At 72.3% G+C, this 21,183-nt stretch carries 17 protein-coding genes; 10 read left to right on the top strand and 7 right to left on the bottom strand.

Translation table 11 applies throughout. The features are described 5' to 3' along the window. Positions 1-347 precede the first annotated feature (347 nt). Positions 348-1,229 carry a lysophospholipid acyltransferase family protein gene (locus ABZU74_RS28435; protein WP_355430039.1) on the top strand — a complete coding sequence of 294 codons (882 nt, stop codon included), beginning with the start codon at positions 348-350 and terminating at the stop codon, positions 1,227-1,229. Positions 1,230-1,286: 57 nt separating this feature from the next. On the opposite strand, the gene ABZU74_RS28430 is transcribed toward ABZU74_RS28435, so the two are convergent. The 3 genes from ABZU74_RS28430 to ABZU74_RS28420 form a co-directional block, all read right to left on the bottom strand. After that, the gene (locus ABZU74_RS28430; protein ID WP_355430016.1) at positions 1,287-2,156 is read right to left on the bottom strand and encodes an HAD-IB family hydrolase; all 870 of its coding nucleotides are present in this window, start codon (positions 2,154-2,156) and stop codon (positions 1,287-1,289) included. A gap of 128 nt (positions 2,157-2,284) precedes the next feature. Beyond that, positions 2,285-3,154, bottom strand: a complete 870-nt coding sequence (locus ABZU74_RS28425) for a DUF5667 domain-containing protein (protein WP_355430013.1) — start codon at positions 3,152-3,154, stop codon at positions 2,285-2,287. Between the two features lie 289 nt (positions 3,155-3,443). Then, a complete protein-coding gene (locus ABZU74_RS28420) occupies positions 3,444-4,400 on the bottom strand; it encodes an ECF subfamily RNA polymerase sigma factor, BldN family (protein WP_355430011.1) in 957 nt (318 codons plus the stop codon). Positions 4,401-4,898: 498 nt separating this feature from the next. Between ABZU74_RS28420 and ABZU74_RS28415 the strand changes: the two genes are divergently transcribed. The 3 genes from ABZU74_RS28415 to ABZU74_RS28405 are packed head-to-tail and all read left to right on the top strand — an operon-like array spanning position 4,899 to position 7,538. Further along, positions 4,899-6,611, top strand: coding sequence for an AMP-binding protein (locus tag ABZU74_RS28415; protein ID WP_355430008.1), 1,713 nt, complete (start codon positions 4,899-4,901; stop codon positions 6,609-6,611). Further along, on the top strand, positions 6,601-6,855 hold the full coding sequence (locus ABZU74_RS28410; protein WP_030329740.1) for a glutaredoxin family protein: 255 nt from the start codon (positions 6,601-6,603) through the stop codon (positions 6,853-6,855). Before ABZU74_RS28415 ends, ABZU74_RS28410 begins: the two co-directional genes overlap by 11 nt. 20 nt (positions 6,856-6,875) lie before the next feature. Further along, on the top strand, positions 6,876-7,538 hold the full coding sequence (locus tag ABZU74_RS28405; protein ID WP_355430005.1) for an HAD hydrolase-like protein: 663 nt from the start codon (positions 6,876-6,878) through the stop codon (positions 7,536-7,538). Here ABZU74_RS28405 and ABZU74_RS28400 read toward each other — a convergent pair. Together ABZU74_RS28400 and ABZU74_RS28395 are read right to left on the bottom strand one after the other, a co-directional pair. Continuing rightward, a complete protein-coding gene (locus ABZU74_RS28400; protein WP_030329744.1) occupies positions 7,519-8,172 on the bottom strand; it encodes a response regulator transcription factor in 654 nt (217 codons plus the stop codon). The genes ABZU74_RS28405 and ABZU74_RS28400 overlap by 20 nt on opposite strands. 59 nt (positions 8,173-8,231) lie before the next feature. Beyond that, the gene (locus tag ABZU74_RS28395; protein ID WP_355430003.1) at positions 8,232-9,536 is read right to left on the bottom strand and encodes a sensor histidine kinase; all 1,305 of its coding nucleotides are present in this window, start codon (positions 9,534-9,536) and stop codon (positions 8,232-8,234) included. 484 nt (positions 9,537-10,020) lie between these two features. On the opposite strand from ABZU74_RS28395, the gene ABZU74_RS28390 reads away from it, so the two are divergent. The 6 genes from ABZU74_RS28390 to ABZU74_RS28365 all read left to right on the top strand — a co-directional run bounded on the left by ABZU74_RS28390 (position 10,021) and on the right by ABZU74_RS28365 (position 16,720). Beyond that, a complete protein-coding gene (locus tag ABZU74_RS28390) occupies positions 10,021-10,791 on the top strand; it encodes a redox-sensing transcriptional repressor Rex (protein WP_030329747.1) in 771 nt (256 codons plus the stop codon). After that, positions 10,788-12,185: a glutamyl-tRNA reductase gene (locus ABZU74_RS28385; protein WP_355430000.1), complete on the top strand. Its 1,398-nt coding sequence runs from the start codon at positions 10,788-10,790 to the stop codon at positions 12,183-12,185. The genes ABZU74_RS28390 and ABZU74_RS28385 overlap by 4 nt, the downstream gene beginning before the upstream one ends. Next, positions 12,182-13,150: a hydroxymethylbilane synthase gene (gene hemC, locus ABZU74_RS28380; protein WP_355429997.1), complete on the top strand. Its 969-nt coding sequence runs from the start codon at positions 12,182-12,184 to the stop codon at positions 13,148-13,150. Before ABZU74_RS28385 ends, hemC begins: the two co-directional genes overlap by 4 nt. Continuing rightward, positions 13,147-14,727 (top strand): uroporphyrinogen-III synthase, encoded by a 1,581-nt coding sequence (locus ABZU74_RS28375; RefSeq protein ID WP_355429995.1) that lies wholly within the window; start codon positions 13,147-13,149, stop codon positions 14,725-14,727. The genes hemC and ABZU74_RS28375 overlap by 4 nt, the downstream gene beginning before the upstream one ends. 20 nt (positions 14,728-14,747) lie before the next feature. Next, positions 14,748-15,731: a porphobilinogen synthase gene (gene hemB, locus ABZU74_RS28370; protein WP_355429992.1), complete on the top strand. Its 984-nt coding sequence runs from the start codon at positions 14,748-14,750 to the stop codon at positions 15,729-15,731. A gap of 413 nt (positions 15,732-16,144) precedes the next feature. Continuing rightward, complete coding sequence (locus ABZU74_RS28365) at positions 16,145-16,720, top strand: helix-turn-helix transcriptional regulator (protein WP_355429989.1); 576 nt, start codon at positions 16,145-16,147, stop codon at positions 16,718-16,720. Positions 16,721-16,788: 68 nt separating this feature from the next. Here ABZU74_RS28365 and ABZU74_RS28360 read toward each other — a convergent pair whose 3' ends face one another. Both ABZU74_RS28360 and ABZU74_RS28355 read right to left on the bottom strand, forming a co-directional pair. Continuing rightward, complete coding sequence (locus tag ABZU74_RS28360; RefSeq protein ID WP_355429987.1) at positions 16,789-20,067, bottom strand: lamin tail domain-containing protein; 3,279 nt, start codon at positions 20,065-20,067, stop codon at positions 16,789-16,791. Positions 20,068-20,159: 92 nt separating this feature from the next. Beyond that, a complete protein-coding gene (locus ABZU74_RS28355; protein ID WP_355430036.1) occupies positions 20,160-21,176 on the bottom strand; it encodes a GNAT family N-acetyltransferase in 1,017 nt (338 codons plus the stop codon). Positions 21,177-21,183 lie beyond the last annotated feature (7 nt).

Here is a 21,183-nt window from a genome sequence, read left to right as displayed (position 1 = left end):
CCCCGCAGTCGCGAACCGAGGTGTTGCCGTGAGCGCGAGGAGTGAGCCGGGTTTGCGAGCCCCGCAGTCGCGAACCGAGGTGTTGCCGTGAGCGCGAGGAGTGAGCCGGGTTTGCGAGCCCCGCAGTCGCGAACCGAGGTGTTGCCGTGAGCGCACCGGAGGAGGGGCGCGACCCGCAGTCGGTCGGGCGTTTCGACGTACCCCAGCACGTGCCCACGCCGGATGCGGAGCCGGCGCGGCGCAACGGACATCGACCGGCCGCGCAGGCCGCGCCGACCCCGCCCGCAACGCCGTCGTCGGCCGACGAGGCCGCAATGCCGCCGTCGGCCGACGAGGCCGACGCCGGGATGCCCGGGGGCACCGAGCCGGCGGTGTCGGACCGGCCCGGTGACCACTGGGACCGCAAGGTCGCGAACGGGTTGGCGTTTCTGCGTCGGCGGCTTTCCGGTGACTACGAGGTCGACGAGTTCGGGTTCGACCCGGAGTTGACCGACGCGGTCTTCCACCCGTTGCTGCGGTTGCTCTACCGGGACTGGTTCCGCACCGAGGTCAGCGGGGTGGAGCACGTCCCCGTGGACGGGCCTGCCCTGGTGGTCGGAAACCATTCCGGGACGGTGGCGCTGGACGCCCTGATCCTCTCCGCGGCGCTGCACGACAAGCATCCCGCCCACCGCTACCTGCGGCTGCTCGGCGCCGACCTGGTCTTCCGGATGCCGGTGGTCTCCGAGCTGGCCCGCAAGACCGGCGGCACTGTGGCCTGCAACCCGGACGCCGAGCGGCTGCTCGGCGGCGGCGATCTGGTCGGGGTGTTCCCCGAGGGCTTCAAGGGCATCGGCAAGCTCTATGCCGACCGGTACAAGCTGCAACGCTTCGGGCGGGGCGGGTTCGTCTCGGCGGCGCTGCGCACCGGCACCCCGATCGTGCCCGTCGCCATCGTCGGCGGCGAGGAGATCTACCCGATGCTCGCCGACATCAAGCCCCTGGCGCGGCTGCTCAAGCTGCCCTATTTTCCGGTCACGCCGACGTTCCCGCTGCTCGGCCCGCTGGGCATGGTGCCGCTGCCCAGCAAGTGGCTGATCGAGTTCTGCCCGCCGATCCCCACCGCCCACCTGACCGACTCGGCGGACGACCCGCTGGTGGTCTTCAATCTCGCTGACCAGGTGCGGGAGACCATCCAGCAGACCCTGCACACGCTGCTGGAGCGACGACCCGACCCGTTCGGCCCCTAGCGCGTGTGTCAGGCCCTTGCCGGCCCGCAGGGGGTCCAGGCGCCCTGAGCGGGCGTCTCAGCCGGCGCGGCGGCGGCGCTGCAGGGCCAGGCCGGCGGTGACGGCACCGGCGACCAGGCCGGCCGCCGCTGTCGACGGTACGGCGATCTTGACCGCTCGACGGCCGGTGCGGAAGTCTCGCACCTCCCAGCCGTGCTGGCGGGCCTGCCGCAGCAGAGCGCCGTCCGGGTTGACGGCCACCGCCCGGCCCACCACGCCGAGCAGCGGCAGGTCGTTCGCCGAGTCGCTGTAGGCCGCGCAGCGGGTCAGGTCGAGCCCTTCCACAGCGGCGAGTTGGGTGACCGCCTCGGCCTTGGCCGGCCCGTGCATCAGGTCACCCACCAACCGCCCGGTGTACGCCCCGTCGACCACCTCGGCCACCGTGCCGATGGCGCCGGTCAGGCCGAGCCGGGCGGCGATCACCCGGCCGATCTCGACAGGAGCGGCGCTGACCAGCCAGACCCGCTGACCGGCGTCCAGGTGACGCTGAGCGAGCTGGTGGGTGCCGGCCCAGATCCGGGGGGCCATCAGCTCGTCGAAGATCTCCTCGGCGAGGTGCTCGACCTCGTTGACCCGCCAGCCCTCGACGAAGGCCAGCGCCGCCTCCTTGGCCACTGACATGTCACCGGCGTGCTCCCGGGCCAGCAGCCGGAAGCGGAGCTGCTGCCAGGCGAATCGGGCCAGGTCGGCGGTGGTCACGTAGTTCCGGGAGGCGAGCCCACGGGCGAACCAGTAGATCGACGCGCCCTGCATCATCGTGTTGTCCACGTCGAAGAACGCCGCGGACGTCGGGTCGGGTGCGCTGACCGGGGCCAGGTCGGTCTCCGCCCAGCCCGCGGTGTGCCCCTCGGCGTCGGTGCTGACCGTCACCTTACGGCTACGCGCCACGCGATTCCCTTCCTCGCCGGTACGACGGAATACTCCCTGGCGAGGGTATCCGCCGCAGCCGGTCGACCGGCCGAGCACACAGCGAACTGTGGCGCGGCCGGTCGGATGTGCGGTATAGGAACGGGGGGTCAGCGAGCCCCGGGGCAACTGCTCGGGGCCGGGCCGAGGGCGTCGCTGGCGGTCGGTGCCGGCAGGCCGCAGGCGATCGCCGCGCGCAGGTCGTCCGAGCGTTCCCGGATGCTGTCCAGCAGCAGCAGCGACCGGTGGGTCCGGTCCCGGTCGACGCGGGTGCTCCCGTCGAGCAGGCCGCGCACCGCCCGGCGCTGACTCGACACGAAGGTGTTGAGGGTGTCCAGGCTGCCCGGCTCGGCTCGCTGGACCGCGGCCGAGGTCAGCAGGCGAACCCCTTGCCGGCTGTCGGCGTCCATGTCGTCGAGGACCGCGCTGTAGCCGATCCGGTCACCGCGCAGCTTGGCGGCTTCGCCGACTCTGGTCCGGGCGAAGTCCAGGAAGAGTTGGCCTCGGCTGATGTCCGAGCTGGCCAGGGCGAGCTGCGCCCGTTCGGTCGAGCGCTTCATGCCGTACAGCGCGTCACCGGGCACCGCGTTCTCGCTGGCGGCGGAGATCCCGGAGACGGCGATGGCCCCGGCGGCGATGCCGACCAGGATCGCGCCCCGGGCTCGGGCCCGCCGGGCGGTGGCCGCCGGGAGTAGCCGCCCGCGGGCGGTCGTGGCGGCCGGTTCGCTGACCGCCGCTGGTGTGGTCCCCATCCCTTCCCGCTCGGCGGTGGCGAGCAGCATCGCCCGCAGGCCGGTGCGGAAGTCCTGGTCCACCTCGACAGCCGGGGGGTCGACGCTGAGCCGCTGACCCACTGCGACGAGCGGCGCGAGTTGGCCGTCCACCCGGGATCGCACGTGGTGTCGTCGAGCGCCGTTGGCCTCGTCGAGAAGCTGCGCGAAGCGCTCCGCGCGCCGGCGGGAGAAGAGGGTGTTGTCCACCGCAGGCACCTCCTCTCGCTGGTCACGGCCGGTCGGCCGCCGTCGTTGCCAGCGACTGGGCGGCAGTGTGACACCACGGAGGTGAGGTGCCGCCGGCGTGCCGGTCGGACCTCGGTGACCCGGGCCTGCCGGGACATCCACCAGTCGCACCCGGAGAAACGCGGCGGACCGGGCACGGGTTACGGGCCTGGCGGAGCGGAAATTACAGAAAGTGATGGTCATCACCAGGCGGGACCGACTCTGAGCTGCGCGGACGCTGATCGACGCCCGTCGGTCCCGCCGTAACAAGCTACGGCTGGAAGCCGTCGGGCAGCAGGCGGGCCAGGGCGCGGACGGCGCGGTACTGAAGGGCCTTGATGGCGCCCTCGTTCTTGCCCATCGCGCGGGCCGTCTCGGCGACCGAGAAGCCCTGGAGGAAGCGGAGCACGATGCACTCCTGCTGCTCCGGGTTGAGCTGCTTCACGGCGGTGAGGAGCGCGACGTTCGTGATGTGCTCCACCACCGCCGCCTCCGGGCTGCCCTCCGGGCCCCGGTCCTCCCGGTCGGCGTCGAGAACGTCGCCGGTGGTGACCTCCAGCCGGTACCGGCCCGACTTGAAGTGGTCGGCGACGAGGTTGCGGGCGATCGTCACCAACCAGGCGCCGAGGTCGCGGCCCTGCCAGGTGAAGCTGCCGATCCGCTTGAGCGCGCGCAGGAAGGTGTCCGAGGTGAGATCCTCGGCGAGTTGTCGGTTGCCGACCCGGAAGTAGACGAACCGGAAGACGGTGTCGACGTACCTGTCGTAGATCAGGCCGAACGCCTCGGACTCGCCGGCCTGGGCCCGCTCGATCAACGTCCAGACCTCGGTTGCCGGGTCGGACGGGTCCGGGCGGCTCGGGAAACCGGTCGGGGTGGTGGCGGTGGTGGCCGGCACCACTGGGATCACCGCTGTCTCACCCGCCGCCGGGTCGGTGGTGACCGCCGGTGTGTCGCTTATCCGACGGCCTTGCACGGGCATTGTGGGTCGGGACGGTACGGCGACCCGACCGCCGGCCGGCTTCGCGTTTCCACCGGGCACCGCTGGCCGTGGCGGTGGCTCGTTGTGGTGTGGCCGACTGCGGATCCGTTGCGCCGCGCCGTCACCCCGCACCACGCCGCCGTGCTGCTCGTCCAGTGGGGCACGGGCCGCTGGCCGTTCGTTGACGTGGGAGCGGGCCGGCTGGCCGGTCAGGCCGACCGGGCGTTCCGCGTAACCGAAGGCGGTCACCGTGTTGCCCCCGTCCCGTCGGTCGCCGGGCGGGCCGGTCTTGGTTTCGTTGGGGCGGACCGACCGGGTGACCGGTCGGGCAGGACGGTCGCGGGAGTTGCCGACGGGCGGCAACTCTCTTGGAGGTGCTGGTCCAATGCGCTCACAGGCACGGGGGCCTCCTCGGGCTGAGGGGTGTCGACTCACGGCAAATGGGGTGACCCGACCCGAGTGATGATAGGGCCAACGTCACCCGCGCGTGGCAAGTCCGTTACACAAGGCGGAAGTATTTCCCGCTCTCTCGTACCGACGGCGGACCGGTTGTCCGTCGTGTGCGATTGACTTTCCGTCGACCCGGTGATCCAGGATGGATGCCCAGGTCGGAGGCGTACCGCCCGTTCGGCTGGCCCGGCGCGCCGGCCGGTCGGACGGGGCGGCAGTGCCGTCCGCGGAAAGCGTCGCACGTCCCATCGACAGGACTCTATCGGAGCGCCGGTGGCACACCGGACAGTCCCGTACATGGGACTGTCCGGTGTCGTCCGCCGGGCGTGGCCCCGACCGCCGGGCGTGGCCCCGACCGCCGGGCGTGGCCCGTCGCCGCCCGCTGTGCCAGACTCGATCACCGTGCAGGACGCCTCGGAAAGCCGCGCGCCGAACCTCGCCGACCGGGTCCGCCGGGCGGCTCTCGACCACGCCGACCGACCCGCCCTGCACTGGCGTGAGCACACCTTCAGCTGGTCCGAACTGGACGCCGCTGTGGACGCCGCCGCCCGCGGCCTGTCCGCCGCCCTGCCACCCACCGACCCGGGCGGTACGCCGCCACGCGTCGCCATCGCACTGCCCAACACGCCGGACTTCGTGATCGCCTGGCTCGGCGCCCTCCGCGCCGGGCTGGTCACCGTGCCGGTCAACCCCGGCTTCACCGCCCCGGAGCTACGGCACGTGCTGGCCGACTCCGGCGCGTCGGTGCTCATCGCCACCGACCGCGTCCGGGGCCTGGTCGTCGACGTTGCCGCCGAACTGCCCGCGCTCACCTCCGTGTACGGCACGCCACCGACCGCCGAGGCGCCCGGACCGGCACCCCGCCCCCGACGAGGCGGCACCGACCTGGCTGTACTGCTCTATACCTCCGGCACCGAGGGACGGCCCAAGGGGGCGATGCTCTCGCACCGGGCGCTGCTCGCCAACCACGAACAGGTCGCGGAGATCGAGCCGCCGGTGGTCGGGCCGACGGACACCGTTCTGCTCGCGTTGCCGCTGTTCCACGCGTACGGGCTGAACTCCGTGCTCGGCGCCGTCGTGCACCACGGAGCGACAGGCGTGCTGCTCGACGAGCCGGGCCCGACGGCGGGGCTGGACGAGATCGCGCGGCACCGGGTCAGCGTGCTTGTCGGCGTACCGTCGATGTTCCTGACCTGGGCCGGCGTGGAGGCGGCCCGCGCGGCGACCGCGTCGGTGCGAGTGGCGGTCTGCGGCGCGGCGCCGCTCGAACCCGCGGTCGCGGCGCGCTTCACGGCGGTCACCGGGCATCAGGTGCACATCGGGTACGGCCTCACCGAGACCGCGCCGGTCCTCACCTCCACCCTGGTCGGCGGCGTGGCCAAGTCGGGCTCGATCGGCCGGCCGCTGCCCGGGGTGCGGCTACGCCTGGTCGGCGCGGACGGGGTGGATCTGTGGCGCGACGGGCTGGCCGTTCCCGACGACGACCCGGATGAGCTGGACATCTCCGACGTGGCGCCGGGCACCGACCCGGGGCAGATCGTGGTGTTCGGCCCCAACCTCTTCACCGGCTACTGGCCCGACGGTCGGGGCGGCCCGGACGCCGACGGTTGGTGGGGCACCGGTGACATCGCGTACGCCGACGAGGACGGCGACCTCTTCCTGGTCGACCGGCTCGGCGAGTTGATCCTGGTCAACGGGTTCAACGTCTATCCGCACGAGGTCGAGCTGGTGCTCGCCGGGCACCCCGGCGTGGCCGAGTCGGCGGTACTGGGTGTGCCGCACCCGCGGACCGGCGAGACTGTGCGGGCGTACGTGGTGCCGGCGCAGGGCCGACCGGTGACCAGCGAGGAGCTGATCGCCCACTGCGCGCGGAACCTGGCCCGGTTCAAGTGCCCGACCGCCGTCGAGTTCGTCGAGGCCCTGCCACACTCGGCGATCGGCAAGGTACGCAAGACCCAGCTCCGGTCGGCGACGCCGACCGACCGCACGGAGGTAACCGATGGCAACTGACGCCCGACTCGCGCTGATCACCCGACCCGGCTGCCACCTGTGCGACGACGCCAAAGCGGCGCTCGACCGGGTGGTCGCGGTCACCGGCGACAAGTGGGTCGAGTGGGATGTCACCGGCGACGAGGGGCTGGAGCGGGAGTACGGGGACCGGCTGCCGGTGGTGATGCTCGACGGCAAGGAGCACGGCTACTGGCGGGTCGAGGAGGACCGGCTGCTGCGGGACCTGACCACGCCGCAGCTTTGAGGAGTGCCTAAGGTGCTCTGATGACCACTGCGCCCCCGCACCTCGTCTGGGACTGGAACGGCACCCTGCTCAACGACCTCAGCCTGGTGGTGTCCGCCACCAACGTCGTGTTCACGAGCCTGGGCGGGCCGACGGTCACCCCCGACGAGCACCGGGTGCGGTTCCGCAGGCCGATCGCCGAGTACTACGCCGAGGTGCTCGGGCAGGCCGTGGACGACGAAGAGTTCGGCCGACTGGACAAGATCTTCCACGACGCGTACTGCACCGGGTTGACCACCTGTGAGCTGGCCGCCGACGCGCGCGCCGCGATGGCCGCCTGGCCCGGCAGTCAGAGCCTGCTGTCCATGTGGTTCCACGAGGAGCTGGTCCCGACCGTGCACACGTACGGGTTGACCAGTCACTTCGCCCGGGTCGACGGGCTGCGGGCCACTGTCGGCGGCGGCAGCAAGGCCGAACCGCTCCAGCTGCACCTGGCCGAGCTGGGCCTGGACGGCGCCTCGGTGGTGCTGATCGGCGACTCCATCGACGACGCGGACGCGGCGCTCGCCGTGGGCGGCCGTGCCGTGCTCTACACCGGCGGGTTCACCGACCCGGCCCGGCTGCGCGCCTCCGGTCACCCGGTGGCCGACACCCTCACCGAGGCGGTGGCCCTGGCCCGGGAGGTCAGTTCCGCAGATAGGTGAGGACGGCCAGCACCCGCCGGTGCTGTTCGGTGTCCGGCGGCAGTGTGAGCTTGGTGAAGATGTTGCGCACGTGCTTCTCCACCGCTCCGTCGCTGACCACCAGGGCGCGCGCGATGGCGGTGTTCGAGCGCCCCTCGGCCATCAGGGCGAGCACCTCGCGCTCACGGGGGGTCAGCTCGCGCAGCGGGTCGTCCCGGCGACGCCGGGCGAAGAGCTGCCCGACCACCTCCGGGTCGAGCACCGTGCCACCGCCCGCGACCCGCCGCAGCGCGTCCAGGAACTCGTCGATCGCGGCCACCCGGTCCTTGAGCAGGTAGCCAATCCCGCCGCCGGCGCCGCCGGTGGTGGCGAGCAGATCATCGGCGTACGAGACCTCGACGTACTGGGAGAGCACCAGGATCGGGGTACGCGGCACCAGCCGGCGCGCCTCCACCGCAGCTCGCAGCCCCTCGTCGGTGTGCGACGGCGGCATCCGGACGTCGACGATCGACACGTCGGGCCGGTGCTCGACCACCGCCTCGACCAGGGCGTCACCGTCCCCGACGGCGGCCACCACCTGGTGCCCGCTCTCGGTCAGCAGCCGGACCAGCCCCTCCCGGAGCAGAACGGCGTCGTCGGCGATCACGATGCGCATGGCTGTGTTGTCTACCACGTCCGGCCCGTCGGGCGGGCTCGGCGCGGCGCCGGACCCGCTCACAGCGGCAGCTCGGCGCGGATCTCGGTGGGGCCGCCGGTCGGGCTGACCACCAGCAGTTCGCCGCCGGCGGCCCGGACCCGGTCGGCGATGCCGGCCAGTCCGTGCCCCTTCGCCAGGTGCGCGCCGCCCTGCCCGTCGTCGCCCACCCGTACCTGCAGGTGGGTGCCCTGCCGGACCACGGCCACCGTGGCCTCGGTGGCCCGGCTGTGCTTGGCGACGTTGGTGAGCGCCTCGGACACCACGAAGTACGCGGTGTTCTCCACCGCCGGGTCGAGCCGTCCGGCCGGGGTGCCGAGCTGCGGGTCCACCTGGAGCTCGATTGGGATCAGCCCGCGGCCGGCGATCGCGGCCAGCGCGCTGGGCAGGCCCCGGTCGACCAGGATCGGCGGGGCGATGCCCCGGGACAGCGCCCGCAGCTCGGCCAGCGTGTCCCGGGTCTGGGTGACCGCCTCGTCGATGGTGCGGCCGGCCGCGTCCGGATCCGAGGCGAGCTGCATCCGGGCCCGGCTGAGGTCCATCGCCAGCCGGACCAGGCGCTGCTGGGGGCCGTCGTGGATGTCACGTTCCAACCGGCGTAGCGCGGAGGCCTCGGCGGACACGGCGGCCCGCTTCTGCTCCTCCAGCACTGTGATCCGGTCGCGCATCTCGGCCACCCCGGTCAGCATGGCCTTGGCGAAGCTGGCCTGGAGCAGTGCGCAGCCCCGCACCACGATCGGCAGGGTGATCAGGAAGAACACCCCGAGCGCGGTGTACAGACCGATCCGGGCGGTGGTCGAGTCGCCCAGGCCGAGCAGCTGCGCCAGGTCCTGGTCACCCTCGCCGTCGGCGCGGGGCAGGGCCCAGTCGTAGGCCCAGTAGAGCGAGCCGGCGATCGCGGCGGCCCACCAGGCAAGCGTCACCACGAAGGTGCCCACCGCGGCGATCAGCCGCAGGATGCCGTGTGCCAGGTCGAGCCAGGACTGGGCGTCCCGCATCGGCACGAAGATCCGCCGCCAGGCGTTTGCGCCCGCCTCGGGCAGCCGATAGTGCGGCCGGATCCGGGGTTGGTGGAGCACCGCGGGCAGCCGCAGCCGCTCGACGTCGGCCAGCCCACGGGCGGCGTACAGGGTGCCGCTGAGGATCGGCAGGCCGATCACCGTGACCACCAGGCCGATGCCGACCGCGAGGCCCACGATGAGGACGACGAAGCTGGCCACCGCCAGGGGCAGGCCGAGCACCACGTACCCGGAGTCGACGAAGAGCTGGCGGGGAATGCTCGGTGCCAGCGTCGGTCGGTCGCTGGTGGCGGCAACGGCGGTCATGCTCAAAGGCTAGGCAGCTGGGCTCGGTGTCCCCATCCCGAAACCCCGCCTCTCCTCCGTAGTGCTGCCCCTACCCCCAACCCCGCCGCCCCTCCGCCGCCCTCCCTGACTGCGTCGATCTTGCACTTGTGGTTGGTGAATTGTCCCGTTACGGGCGTAAGGCGGGGACAGCATGTGCAAGATCGCGGGCGTGGTGATGGAGGTGGGCGGGGGTCGGCGCGGGATTGGTCAGAGAAGTCGGGATTGAGTAATAATCGCCCGGGGCCGCAGGTGGACCTGGGCGTTCAATCGATCTTGTGGAATGGAGGTGCTGGTGGGGTCGCGCCACGCAGCGGCAAGATCGCGATTTGTGCACGTCTTCACAAGCGCCTACGCTGTGACTCCGACGCGCCCTGCTAGCACAGCCGGCAACCTCGGTCGCCAGCGGGAGTCCACAAACGGCCGACCAGCGGAGTTGGCCGAGGATCGCACCGCACGGAGTCTCATGAGTCAGCACCGTCACCCAGGCGCGCCCGGCCGCGCCGGTGCCGTACCGGCGCTCCCGGATCTGCCCGAGGCGACCGTCGCTCGGCTCCCGGAGTACCTGCGCGCGCTGCACAACCTCGCCGACACCGGGCACGAGACGGTTTCCAGCGAGGGCCTCTCCGCCGCCGCCGGGGTCAACTCCGCCAAGCTCCGCAAGGACCTCTCGCACCTCGGCTCGTACGGCACCCGGGGCGTCGGCTACGACGTCGCGCTGCTGATCGAGCAGATCGAGTATGTGCTCGGGCTCACCCAACGCCGGGCGGTCGCCTTGGTCGGCGTGGGTAATCTCGGTCACGCTCTGGCCGGCTACGACGGCTTCGCCAGCCGGGGCTTCCGGATCGCCGCACTGCTCGACGCCGATCCCTCCCGGGTCGGCGAGGAGATCAACGGCCTGGTAGTCCGGCATGTCGACGACCTGCCGACGGTCGCCGCGGAGGAATCCCTCGCGATCGGCGTGATCGCCACCCCGGCCGCCGCCGCCCAGCAGGTCGCCGACCAACTGGTCGCCGTCGGCGTGACGAGCATCCTCAACTTCGCGCCGTGCGTACTCTCGGTTCCGGAGGGGGTCGACGTGCGCAAGGTCGACCTCGCCATCGAGCTGCAGATTCTGTCCTTCCACGAACACCGCAAGGCGTCGCTGACCGCGCTGCCCGCCACCGGCGGGTCCGCGCTCACCGCCCTGCCGGGCGGGTTCGCGGCCACCGACACCCAGGAGGCGATCGGCACGTGAAACTGCTCGTCGTCGGCGCGTCCTATCGGACCGCCCCGGTCGCCACGCTGGAGCAGCTGGCCGTGCCCCCTGCCGACCTGACCCGCACACTCGACCGCCTGGTCGCCCAGCCGTACGTGGCCGAGGCGGTCATCGTCTCCACCTGCAACCGGGTGGAGGTATACGCCGCCGTGTCCGGTTTCCACGGCGGGCTCGGCGACGTCTGCGCCGTGCTGGCCGAGCAGGCCGGCAGCTCCCCGACCGCGCTCGCCAGCCACCTGTACGTGCACTACGACACCGCCGCCGTGGACCACGTCTTCCGGGTCGCCACCGGTCTTGACTCGATGGTGGTGGGCGAGGCGCAGATCCTCGGCCAGCTACGCGACGCGTACCACTGGGCCACCGGCGCCGACTCCGCCGGCCGCCTGCTGCACGAGCTGATGCAGCAGGCGTTGCGGGTCGGCAAGCGGGCCCACTCCGAGACCGGCATCGACCGGGCCGGCCAGAGCGTCGTCACCGCCGCACTGGAATTGGCCGCCGGGCACCTCGACGGTGACCTCGTCGGCCGCCCGGCCCTGGTGGTCGGCGCCGGCGCGATGGGTTCGCTCGGGGTGGCCACGCTGTCCCGGCTGGGCGCCGGGCCGCTCACCGTCAGCAACCGGGGCGCCGACCGGGCCGTCCGGCTCGCGGAGTCGTACGGGGCGAGTGCCGCGCCGATGACCGAGCTGGCCGACACCCTCTCCACAGTGGACATCGTAGTGGCCGCCACCGCGTCCACCGAACCGGTCCTCACCAGGGCGGTGGTAGCCGCGGCGCTGGCCGAGCGCGACCCGGCCCGGGGCCCGCTGGTCCTGCTCGACCTGGCCGTCCCGCGTGACGTGGAGGAGGGCGTCGCCGAACTGCCCGGCGTCGAGGTGATCGACATCGACCGGATGGCGGCGCTGCTCGCCGACGGTCCGGCGGCTGCCGACGCCGCCGCCGTCGAACGCATCGTGCTCGGCGAGGTGGAGGGATTCCTCACCTGGCTGCGCGGCACCGACGTGGCACCCACAGTGGCCGCGCTGCGTGGCCGGGCCGACGACGTGGTCACCGCCGAACTGCGCCGACTGGCCCAGCGTCGCCCCGACCTCGGTGACGACCTGCGGGCCGAGGTGGCCCGCACCGTGCACCGGGTCGTGCAGCGGCTGCTGCACCAGCCCACCGTCAAGGTTCGCCAGTTGGCAGCGGAGCCCGGCGGCGACCAGTACGCGGCACTGCTGCGCGAGCTGTTCGACCTGGAGGTGCCGCAGACCTCGCCGGTGGACACCGTCCCGGACGTGTTGACCCCCGAGCTCGGTATGACGCTCCCCGGCATCGACCCGGTGTCCGGAGCCGACGCCGCCGAGCGGACCCCACCCACCGGAGGTGCGCGATGAACGCCCCCCTGCGCCTCGGCACCCGGGGCAGCGCCCTGGCGATGGCCCAGTCCGGCCAGGTCGCCGAGGCGGTGACCGCCGCCACCGGCCGTCCCGTTGAGCTGGTCGAGGTGGTCACCGCGGGCGACCGCTCCAACGCGCCGGTGCACCGGCTGGGCGTCGGGGTGTTCGTCTCCGCCCTGCGCGACGCGCTGACCGCCGGGACGATCGACTTCGCGGTGCACTCGTACAAGGATCTGCCCACGGCTGCCGCCGGTGGGCTGCACATCGCCGCGGTGCCGGCCCGGCAGGACCCACGCGACGCGTTGGTGGCCCGCGACGGCCGGACGCTCGCCGAGCTGCCGCCCGGTGCCACCGTGGGCACCGGCGCGCTGCGCCGGATCGCCCAACTGCACGCCCTCGGCCTGCAACTGGAGGTCACACCGGTCCGCGGCAACGTCGACACCCGCCTGGCACGGGTGCTCGGCACCGAGGCCGACCTCGACGCCGTCGTCCTGGCCCGGGCCGGTCTGGCCCGACTCGGCCGGCTCGACGTGATCACCGAGTCGCTGGACCCGATGCTGATGCTGCCCGCGCCCGCTCAGGGTGCGTTGGCCGTGGAGTGCCGGGTCGACGACCAGAACCTGGTCGAGCTGCTCGCGGTGCTCGACCACGCACCGTCGCGTGCCGCGGTCACCGCGGAACGCGCGTTTTTGGCAACCCTGGAGGCCGGGTGCAGTGCACCCGTCGCCGCCTATGCCGAACTCGCCGAAGGCGAGACCGGCGATGAGATCTACCTGCGCGGGGCGGTGATCAGCCCGGACGGCACTCGTGACCTCCGGCTGTCCCGCACCGGAACGCCCGCCGACGCGACGGAGATCGGTAAGGCACTCGCCGCCGAACTCCTCGACCTCGGCGCCGACTCGATCCTCGGCCACGAAGGACACACCGGCCCGGGGACCCAGCAATTTGGGAGCACAGAATGACCCGCACCCGTAAGCCCGTCGGCCGTATCGCGTTCGTCGGGGCTGGCCCCGGTGACCCGGGCCTGCTGACCCGTCGGGCCCACGACGCCCTGGTCGACGCCGACCAGGTGATCTACGACCGGGGAGTCCCGGAGTCGTTGCTCAGCGTCGTTCGCGCCGAGGCCAGGGACGATGCCGAGTTCACCCCGGCCGAGGGCGCGCCGGGGGACGTGGCGAAGGTGCTGATCTCCGCGGCCCGTTCCGGGCTGAACGCGGTGCACCTGGTCGCCGGCGACCCGTTCGGGCACGACTCGGTGGTCAAGGAGGTGCAGGCGGTGGCCCGCACCGCCGCCCACTTCGAGGTGGTGCCCGGCGTCGGCCAGGCCGAGGGTGTGGCCACCTACGCCGGGGTCCCGCTGCCGGGTGTGCGTACGGCAGCCGACGTCGAGGACGTCAGCGCGCTGGACTTCGAGGCGCTGGCCACGGCCGTCGGCCGGGGTTCGCTCGCGCTCGCCGTGGACGCCGGTGACCTCGCCGCCGTCCGGGACGGGCTGCTCGCCGCCGGGATCGACGGCACCACCGGCGTCGGGGTGACCGGCGACGGCACCGGCGAGACCCAGTACACGACCACGTCGACAGTGGACAGCTTCGTGGCCGCCGCGCTCGGCTTCACCGGCCGGGTGGTGCTCACCGTCGGTGTCGGGGTGGGGCAGCGCGACAAGCTGAGCTGGTGGGAGAACCGCCCGCTGTACGGCTGGAAGGTGCTCGTACCCCGGACCAAGGAGCAGGCCGGCGCGATGAGCGCCCGGCTGCGCGCGTACGGGGCGATCCCGTGCGAGGTGCCGACCATCGCGGTCGAGCCGCCGCGCACCCCGGCGCAGATGGAGCGGGCAGTCAAGGGCCTGGTCGACGGCCGGTACGCCTGGGTGATCTTCACGTCGGTGAACGCGGTCCGCGCCGTCTGGGAGAAGTTCGCCGAGCACGGCCTCGACGCCCGGCACTTTGGCGGCGTCAAGATCGCCTGCATCGGTGAGGCCACGGCGGACGCGGTCCGCGCGTTCGGCATCCAGCCGGAGCTGATCCCCGCCGGGGAGCAGTCCTCGGAGGGCCTGCTGGCCGAGTTCTCGCCGCACGACGAGATCCTCGACCCGGTGGGCCGGGTGCTGCTGCCACGCGCCGACATCGCCACCGAGACGCTCGCCGCCGGGCTCACCGAGCGCGGCTGGGAGGTCGACGACGTGACCGCGTACCGGACGGTGCGGGCAGCCCCGCCGCCCGCCGAGATCCGCGACGCGATCAAGTCGGGCGGCTTCGACGCGGTGCTCTTCACCTCGTCCTCCACAGTGCGCAACCTGGTCGGCATCGCCGGGAAGCCACACGCCCGGACCGTTGTTGCGGTCATTGGGCCCAAGACTGCGGAGACCGCGACGGAGTTCGGTCTGCGGGTCGACGTCCAGCCGCCGCACGCCTCGGTGCCCGACCTGGTGGAGGCGCTCGCCGCCTACGCCGTCGAGCTGCGCGAGAAGCTGGCCGCCATGCCGGCCAAGCAGCGCCGTGGCTCGAAGGTGCAGGGCCCTACCGCCCTGCGCTTCCGGTAGTCGTTCGAGGAGGCCCTGCCATGTCGTACCCCGAGATCCGGCCCCGGCGGCTGCGCCGCAACCCGGCGGTCCGCCGGCTGGTGTCCGAGACCCGGGTCGACCCGGCAGAGCTGGTCATGCCGATGTTCGTCAAGGAAGGGCTCACCGAGCCCCGGGCCATCTCGTCGCTCCCGGGGGTGCTCCAGCACTCCCGGGACTCGCTGCGCAAGGCCGCGGCCGAGGCCGTCCAGGCCGGTGTCGGCGGGATCATGCTGTTCGGCGTGCCGGAACAGCGGGACCCGACCGGCTCCGGCGGCATCGACCCGAACGGCATCCTCAACGTCGCCATCCGCGACGTGGTGGCCGAGGTGGGCGACGCCACGGTGGTGATGAGCGACCTGTGCCTGGACGAGTTCACCTCGCACGGGCACTGTGGGCTGCTCACCCCCGACGGCGAGGTCGACAACGACTCCACCCTGGCCGCGTACGCCGAGATGGCGGTGGCCCAGGCCGCCGCCGGGGTCGGCATGGTCGGGCCGTCCGGAATGATGGACGGCCAGGTCGGCGTGGTACGCCGGGCGCTCGACGCCGCCGGGTACCAGGACGTCTCCGTGCTGGCGTACGCCGTGAAGTACGCCTCCGCCTTCTACGGCCCGTTCCGCGAGGCGGTGGAGTCGGCGCTGGAGGGCGACCGGCGCACCTACCAGCAGGACCCGGCCAATCTGCGTGAGTCGCTGCGCGAGGTCGCGCTCGACGTCGCCGAGGGCGCCGACCTGGTGATGGTCAAGCCGGCGTTGCCCTACCTCGACGTGGTGTCGGCGGTGCGGGCCGCTGTTGACGTCCCGGTCGCCGCCTACCAGGTCTCCGGCGAGTACGCGATGGTCGAGGCGGCCGCCGCGAACGGCTGGATCGACCGGGAGCGGGTGATGCTGGAGACGCTCACCTCGATCAAGCGGGCCGGCGCGCAGGTCATCCTCACCTACTGGGCCGTCGAGGCCGCCGGCCTGCTCCGCCAGCGTTACTGAGCGGCCCGCCGACGCGGTCTCGTCCGGCGGATCGCTGGTCCGGACGCCCTCTCGTCTGGCAGATCGCTGGTCCCGACGCCGTCTCGTCTGACAGATCCCGGGCCTTGACGTCTCCCTGCCTACCTTTGCTCTGCACCCGCGGACGCGACGGCTACGGACCGTGACCGGTGCTTATCGGGGTGCAGAGCAAAGGCGAAGGGTTAGAGGTTTGGTCTCTACTCCCTTGCGGTGAGGACGTGCTGCTCGATGCCCACGGCTTCCGCGCCGGCGCCGTGGCGTTCCTCGTCGGCGCCGGCCCTGCGCGGCCTACCACCCTGCGACGACGGGCGTCCGGTTGTCCACAGGTCCTTTCGTTGTCCACAGGCCCGCCAAACGGGACTGCGAGGAACGGAGCGAGCCGGGACGGTGGCGGCATGGACGACTCACCGACACCCCCGGATGCAGGAGCCACCAGCGCCGCCAACTGGATCTCCGTTGGTTCGAACCCCTGCGGCGCGCAGCGGAAAGTCATACTCAGCGAGCCCTCCGACACCCCGTGGCCGGTCGTTGGCATCGTTCGGGCGGTCCGTCGTCACGCCGACCTGAGCCAACGTGAGCTGGCCCGGTGGGCGGGGGTGCACCACGCGACCATTGGCCGCATCGAAGCCGGTCGGACGGTTCCGAGCATTGAGCTGCTCCGCCGGATCGTCGGGGTCGTCGGATGTCGGCTGGCCGTCGTCGACGAGTTCGGCCGGGTGCTCAGACCGATGCGGGACTGGGAAGACACACGTGACGGTGCGGGCCGCCGCTACCCGTCGCACCTGGACACCATTCTCGACCCGGAGCCGGGGGAGTGGTGGGCGGACATCTACGGGCTGGCCCGCCCGCCCGAGACGTTCCACCGCAACCGGGAGGTCCGGGACGCGATGCGTCGGCGCAGCCAATGGGAGGTGCGGGTAGCCAGGCACCGCGGTGACCCGCCGCCGCCACAGCAATGGCGGTACGGGTGACGCAGAATGAACGACGGCCCGCCGAACCCCATTCGGGACGGCGGGCCGTCGTCGACCACCTTGCACGATCAGTCGTCGTTGGTGATCGTTCCAGTCGCGAGTGGGTCGGCCAGCCGCAGGCCGGGCACGCCGGCCACCAGCAGCGTCAACTTCTCGTCCGCCTCACGCTTGCGGTCACCGCGCACCGGCACCGGGAACGCCACCGACGTCTGCCCGGCGGTCAACACCTTGCACCCGGCGTACGGGTCGAAGTCCGATCCCGGCTGCGCCGTGAGGCCGACGGTGGCGGCACAGAGCAGCACCGACTGGGACAGCGGCCGAGACACGGTGGCGGTGAAGGTGAGCTGCCTGGTGCCCTGGTTGCCCTCGGCCACCGTCGCGTCGGCCACGGTCAACGACGCCCGGGAGCGGAACCGGGCCACCTGCGGGTCGTGGTCACTGGAACCCCGTGACCCGTCACCGGCGAACTCCGCCGGCCAGTCGGCGTTGATGTGCGCCGCCCGCACCTGCACCAGGTCGCCGTAGAACGCGTCGTTGACGAACAGGTGGTCGAGAGTCTGCGCCTGCCCCTCGAAACTGTACGAGTAGGCCGACGCCGGCACGTCCGCGACGAGGTTGTCCCACAGGTTGTGCAGGCCCGCCTCGTAGAGCGGCGCGAGCTGGTCCGACGGCGTGGGCTGGTCACCGGTGGCGATGGGATCGTCCGGGCGGGGGAAGACGTTCAGGTCCCCGCCGTAGACCACCCGGGCGGTCTGGTCGGCCGCCTCGATCGCGGTGACGATCGCCGCGCCGTAACGGGCCTGCTCCCGCCGCTGCCCGACCCGGCTGTCCGGGCCGGAGGAGTAGTGGTTGCTGAGCGCGTACAGGGTGAACCGTTCGGTCGAGCCGGGTGCCGCGGCCACGCTGAACTTGCCCAGCTGCGGAGCACGGGTGAAGACGTTGTTCCCGTCCCGACCGGTCGAGGTGTCCACATCCGCCGGCAACACCGCGTTGAGGGCCTTCGGGTTCTGCACGTCCGCGTTGGCCGGCAACCCCGGAGCCCGGTACTGAACTGTCGGCGCCGAGCCCAGCAGCGGGTCGTTCGCCGTCGCGGCCGCCAGCGACACCCGGTCCGTGCGGTACAGGAACGCGGCGGTGATACCGCGGGCGTCCGCGCCGGTCCGGTCATAGGCGGCGGCGTACGCGGGCCCACCGGACGCTGCCACCGTCAGCGCCAACTCCTGGATGCTGTCCGGAGCGCCATCGGCGTTGTTGGTGTCGCCACAGCTCAGCGTCGCCCCGGAGACCGTGCAGATGTCCTGGTCCTCGGCCTCCTGCACCAGGATCAGGTCCGGTGCGTGCAGGTCCTTCACGATCTGGTCGGCGAGCGCCGTCAGCTGCTCGCGGTATACCGCCTCGCTGCCCGGGACGTAGTCGAACGGCGGGTCGACGCCCACACAGCCGGCGTTACCGGCGAAGTCGCAGCCGTCGAACGGGTCGTCGCGGTAGTCGTACAGGTTCTCCACGTTGTAGGTGGCCACGGCCACCTCCTGCGACCGGTCGGCCGGCTTGGGCGGGTTGTTCTTCGACGGGTCCGCCCCGGCGGCGAACTCCGCCCGCTCGACCTGGACGCCGTACTTCTCGAACGAGTAGTAGACGCCGCCCACCGCGTCCGACCGCAGCGTGTCGAAGGTGTGCACCGGCGGAAGCAGCGCGGCGCTGTCCCCGGCGGTGGCCTTCACGCCCATGCTGCCGAGCAGCGTCCGCTGGCCGTTGCCGTCGTCGAAGCGGCGGGTCGGGTCGTTGTCCAGCGGGTGCGAATCCCGGAAGACCCGCCGGGAGTACGGGTCAACGCGGTCCAGCAGCGGGTCGTCGCGGTCGACCACCCACAGCTCCGCGTCGGCGGTGGAGGAGAAGACGTCGCGGCCGCTCACCGCGCCGCTGCCCGCGCGTACCCGCATCCGGGAGCCCTCGTGCCGCTCCCAGAACCGCTGCGCGTCGGTCAGCACGGTCGGCGGCACCGCGTCGGTCACCGTCACCGCGGTGTCCACGGCCAGGCCGCCGCCGATCCGGCGGACCAGCGACGCGCCGGACAGCTGGGTGAAGTTGTAGTACTCCGACACCCGGGCCCGCAGCACGACCTCGTCGCCGACCGTCGGGACGTAACCGCCGATCAGCGAGGTGAACGTGCCCATGAACACGAAGATGCCGTCGGAGCTGGTCGGGTCGCCGTCGGTGTCACCAACACGGCTCTGCAGGAAGAACCCGTGCTGCTCCGCGCCGGCCGAGGTGCGGGCCAGGGTCAACTGGGTGATCACGCCGCGGACGTCGTACAGCGTGCTGCTCGTGCCGTTGCCGCTCGCCGGTGCGAGCGGTGACCTGTCGCCCGGACCGGACTCGGCGTCGGTGGTCGGACCCTGCACCTCGCCGACGGTCAGCTCCCGGGTCACCTGCACGGCCAGCGCGCAACTGGCGGTGCCACCGTCCGCGTCGGTCGCGGTGAGGGTGACGGTGTACGCCCCGGCGGCGAGGTCGGCGCTCACGCCGACCGTGGCACGGGCGGTGCCGCCCACCCCGTCGGCCGGGGTGAACGCGGTACGGGTGATCGAGTCGGAGGTCGGGGTCGGGCTGATCGCGGTCACCGCCAGGTCGACGATCGTGTCGTCGGGGTCGGCGGCGGTCACCTCGCGGCTCGCGGCCGTGCCGGCGGCGGTGACCAGCGGCCCACCACAGGTCAGCGTGGCCGGCACGTCGACCGGGCCACCGCCGTCCACGGTGTGCGCGCCCAACCCGTCGAACGTGTCGACGGGGAAGCCGGCCCACTGCGCGGCGGGGTCGAACGCGTCCGACGGGTCGGTGTCACCGGCGGCCACGCTCGGCGACCGGCGCAGAGTGTTGTCCGCGGTGCTGGTGACGCCGGCACCCCACTCGGTGCCCGGGTCGACGCCCACCTGACCGATCGAGTCGAGGACTGTGGTGCCCCGGCGCAGCACGATCGCGTCGTCACCGTTGAAGAGGCTCGCCCCGGTGGTCTGGTCGGCCTGGGCGAGGATGGCGGCCCCGGCCGAGGCGCTGGCGAACACGAACGCGTCGCCGGCCGCCACGCTGCCGGTCAGGGCGATGGTGGTGGCCGTGGTGGCACCGTTGAAGTAGAGCTGCAACTGGTAGCCGCCGGCCGTCAGGTCCACGGCGGCACCCGTGCCGTTGAACAGCTCGATCGCCTTGTTGTTCGACGAACCCTCGACGTACTCCGAGATGAACAGGTCGGTGGGCGCGGCGCTGGCCGCGGTTGGTGCGACGCCGAGCGCCGTGACTGTCACGGCGGCGGTGGCGGTCGCGAGCGCGGCAATTGAGCGGCGCGGGCGCATAGGGCCTCCACGATGGGTGGATGGGGGTCAACGCACGTTAAGGTGCGCGACTGTCCACCGTCCATCCCCTAATGGACAGTTTCGTGAATTCCTCAGCGCGGCGGGTCGAGGCGGTGCACCAGCTCAGCGACGTCGACGCTGTATTCGCACCAGTCCCGGTCGGGGCGGTAGCCCAGCTCCGCGTTGACCTTGAGCATCGCCTCGTTGGCCTGCGCGTTCCAGGTCTGCACCTCAATCAGCTCCGGCTCGGCGGAGCGCAGCTCCAACAGCATCCGGGCCTTGATCGCCCGATCGATGCCGTAGCCCCGGTGATCCTGCGCGACGATCGTGTCGTACTGGTCGGCGCGGGTCGGGTGCTGCGCCGGCACCACCACCTCGGTCAGGCCGGCCACCTCGCCACTCTGCTCGTGCCGGGCGAGCACGATGTACGGCTTCATGCCCCGCCGGTGCAGCGTGTCGAGGCTGTCGCGCAGCCGCTCCGGGTCGTAGGAGCTGGGCCGCAGTTCACCGTCGTCGACGTCGCGCACCTCGGCCTTGGCCCGCGCGTACGCCTCGATCAGGTCGTCCGGCGGACCGCCCGGGAAGAACTCCAGCTGGTAGCCCGCCCCGATGCCGGTGGCCATCTCGGCCAGCTCGGCCCAGTCCACCGCAGTCAGGTCGAGCACGCTGCGCGTCTCCACGTACTCCCGGTTGAAGCCGAGCGCCTCGTAGAACCCGACCGCCGGGGTGTCGCCGACGACCTCGACCCCGATCGACTGGAAGCCCTCCTGGTAGACCCGGCGCGCGGCGCGCAACACCAGGTCACGGCCGAGGCCGGTGCGCCGCGCGGACGGGTGCACCAGCACCTCGAGCACACCGATGTCACCCAGAAGGAGTACGTGCACCTGGCCGAGCACCGCGCCCGGGTCGCCCGGGTCGGTCGGCTCGGCCTGGGCGATCCAGGAGATCCGCCGCTCGCCGGGCATCACCTCGGCGAGGTATTCCCGCATCGAATTCTCCCGCCAGGGCGGGTCCTGCGGCAGGTCGGCCGCCAGGACCGCGTTCAGCGTGGCCAACAGCGACGCGATCTCGGCGGACGACGCGGTCCTGGGGTCCCACTCGCGCACCATCACCCGT

Source organism: Micromonospora sp. NPDC005171 (genome assembly GCF_040608575.1).
GTDB lineage: Bacteria > Actinomycetota > Actinomycetes > Mycobacteriales > Micromonosporaceae > Micromonospora.
Note: the sequence above shows the minus strand (reverse complement) of the source record. Positions and strands in the feature narration are given on the sequence as shown.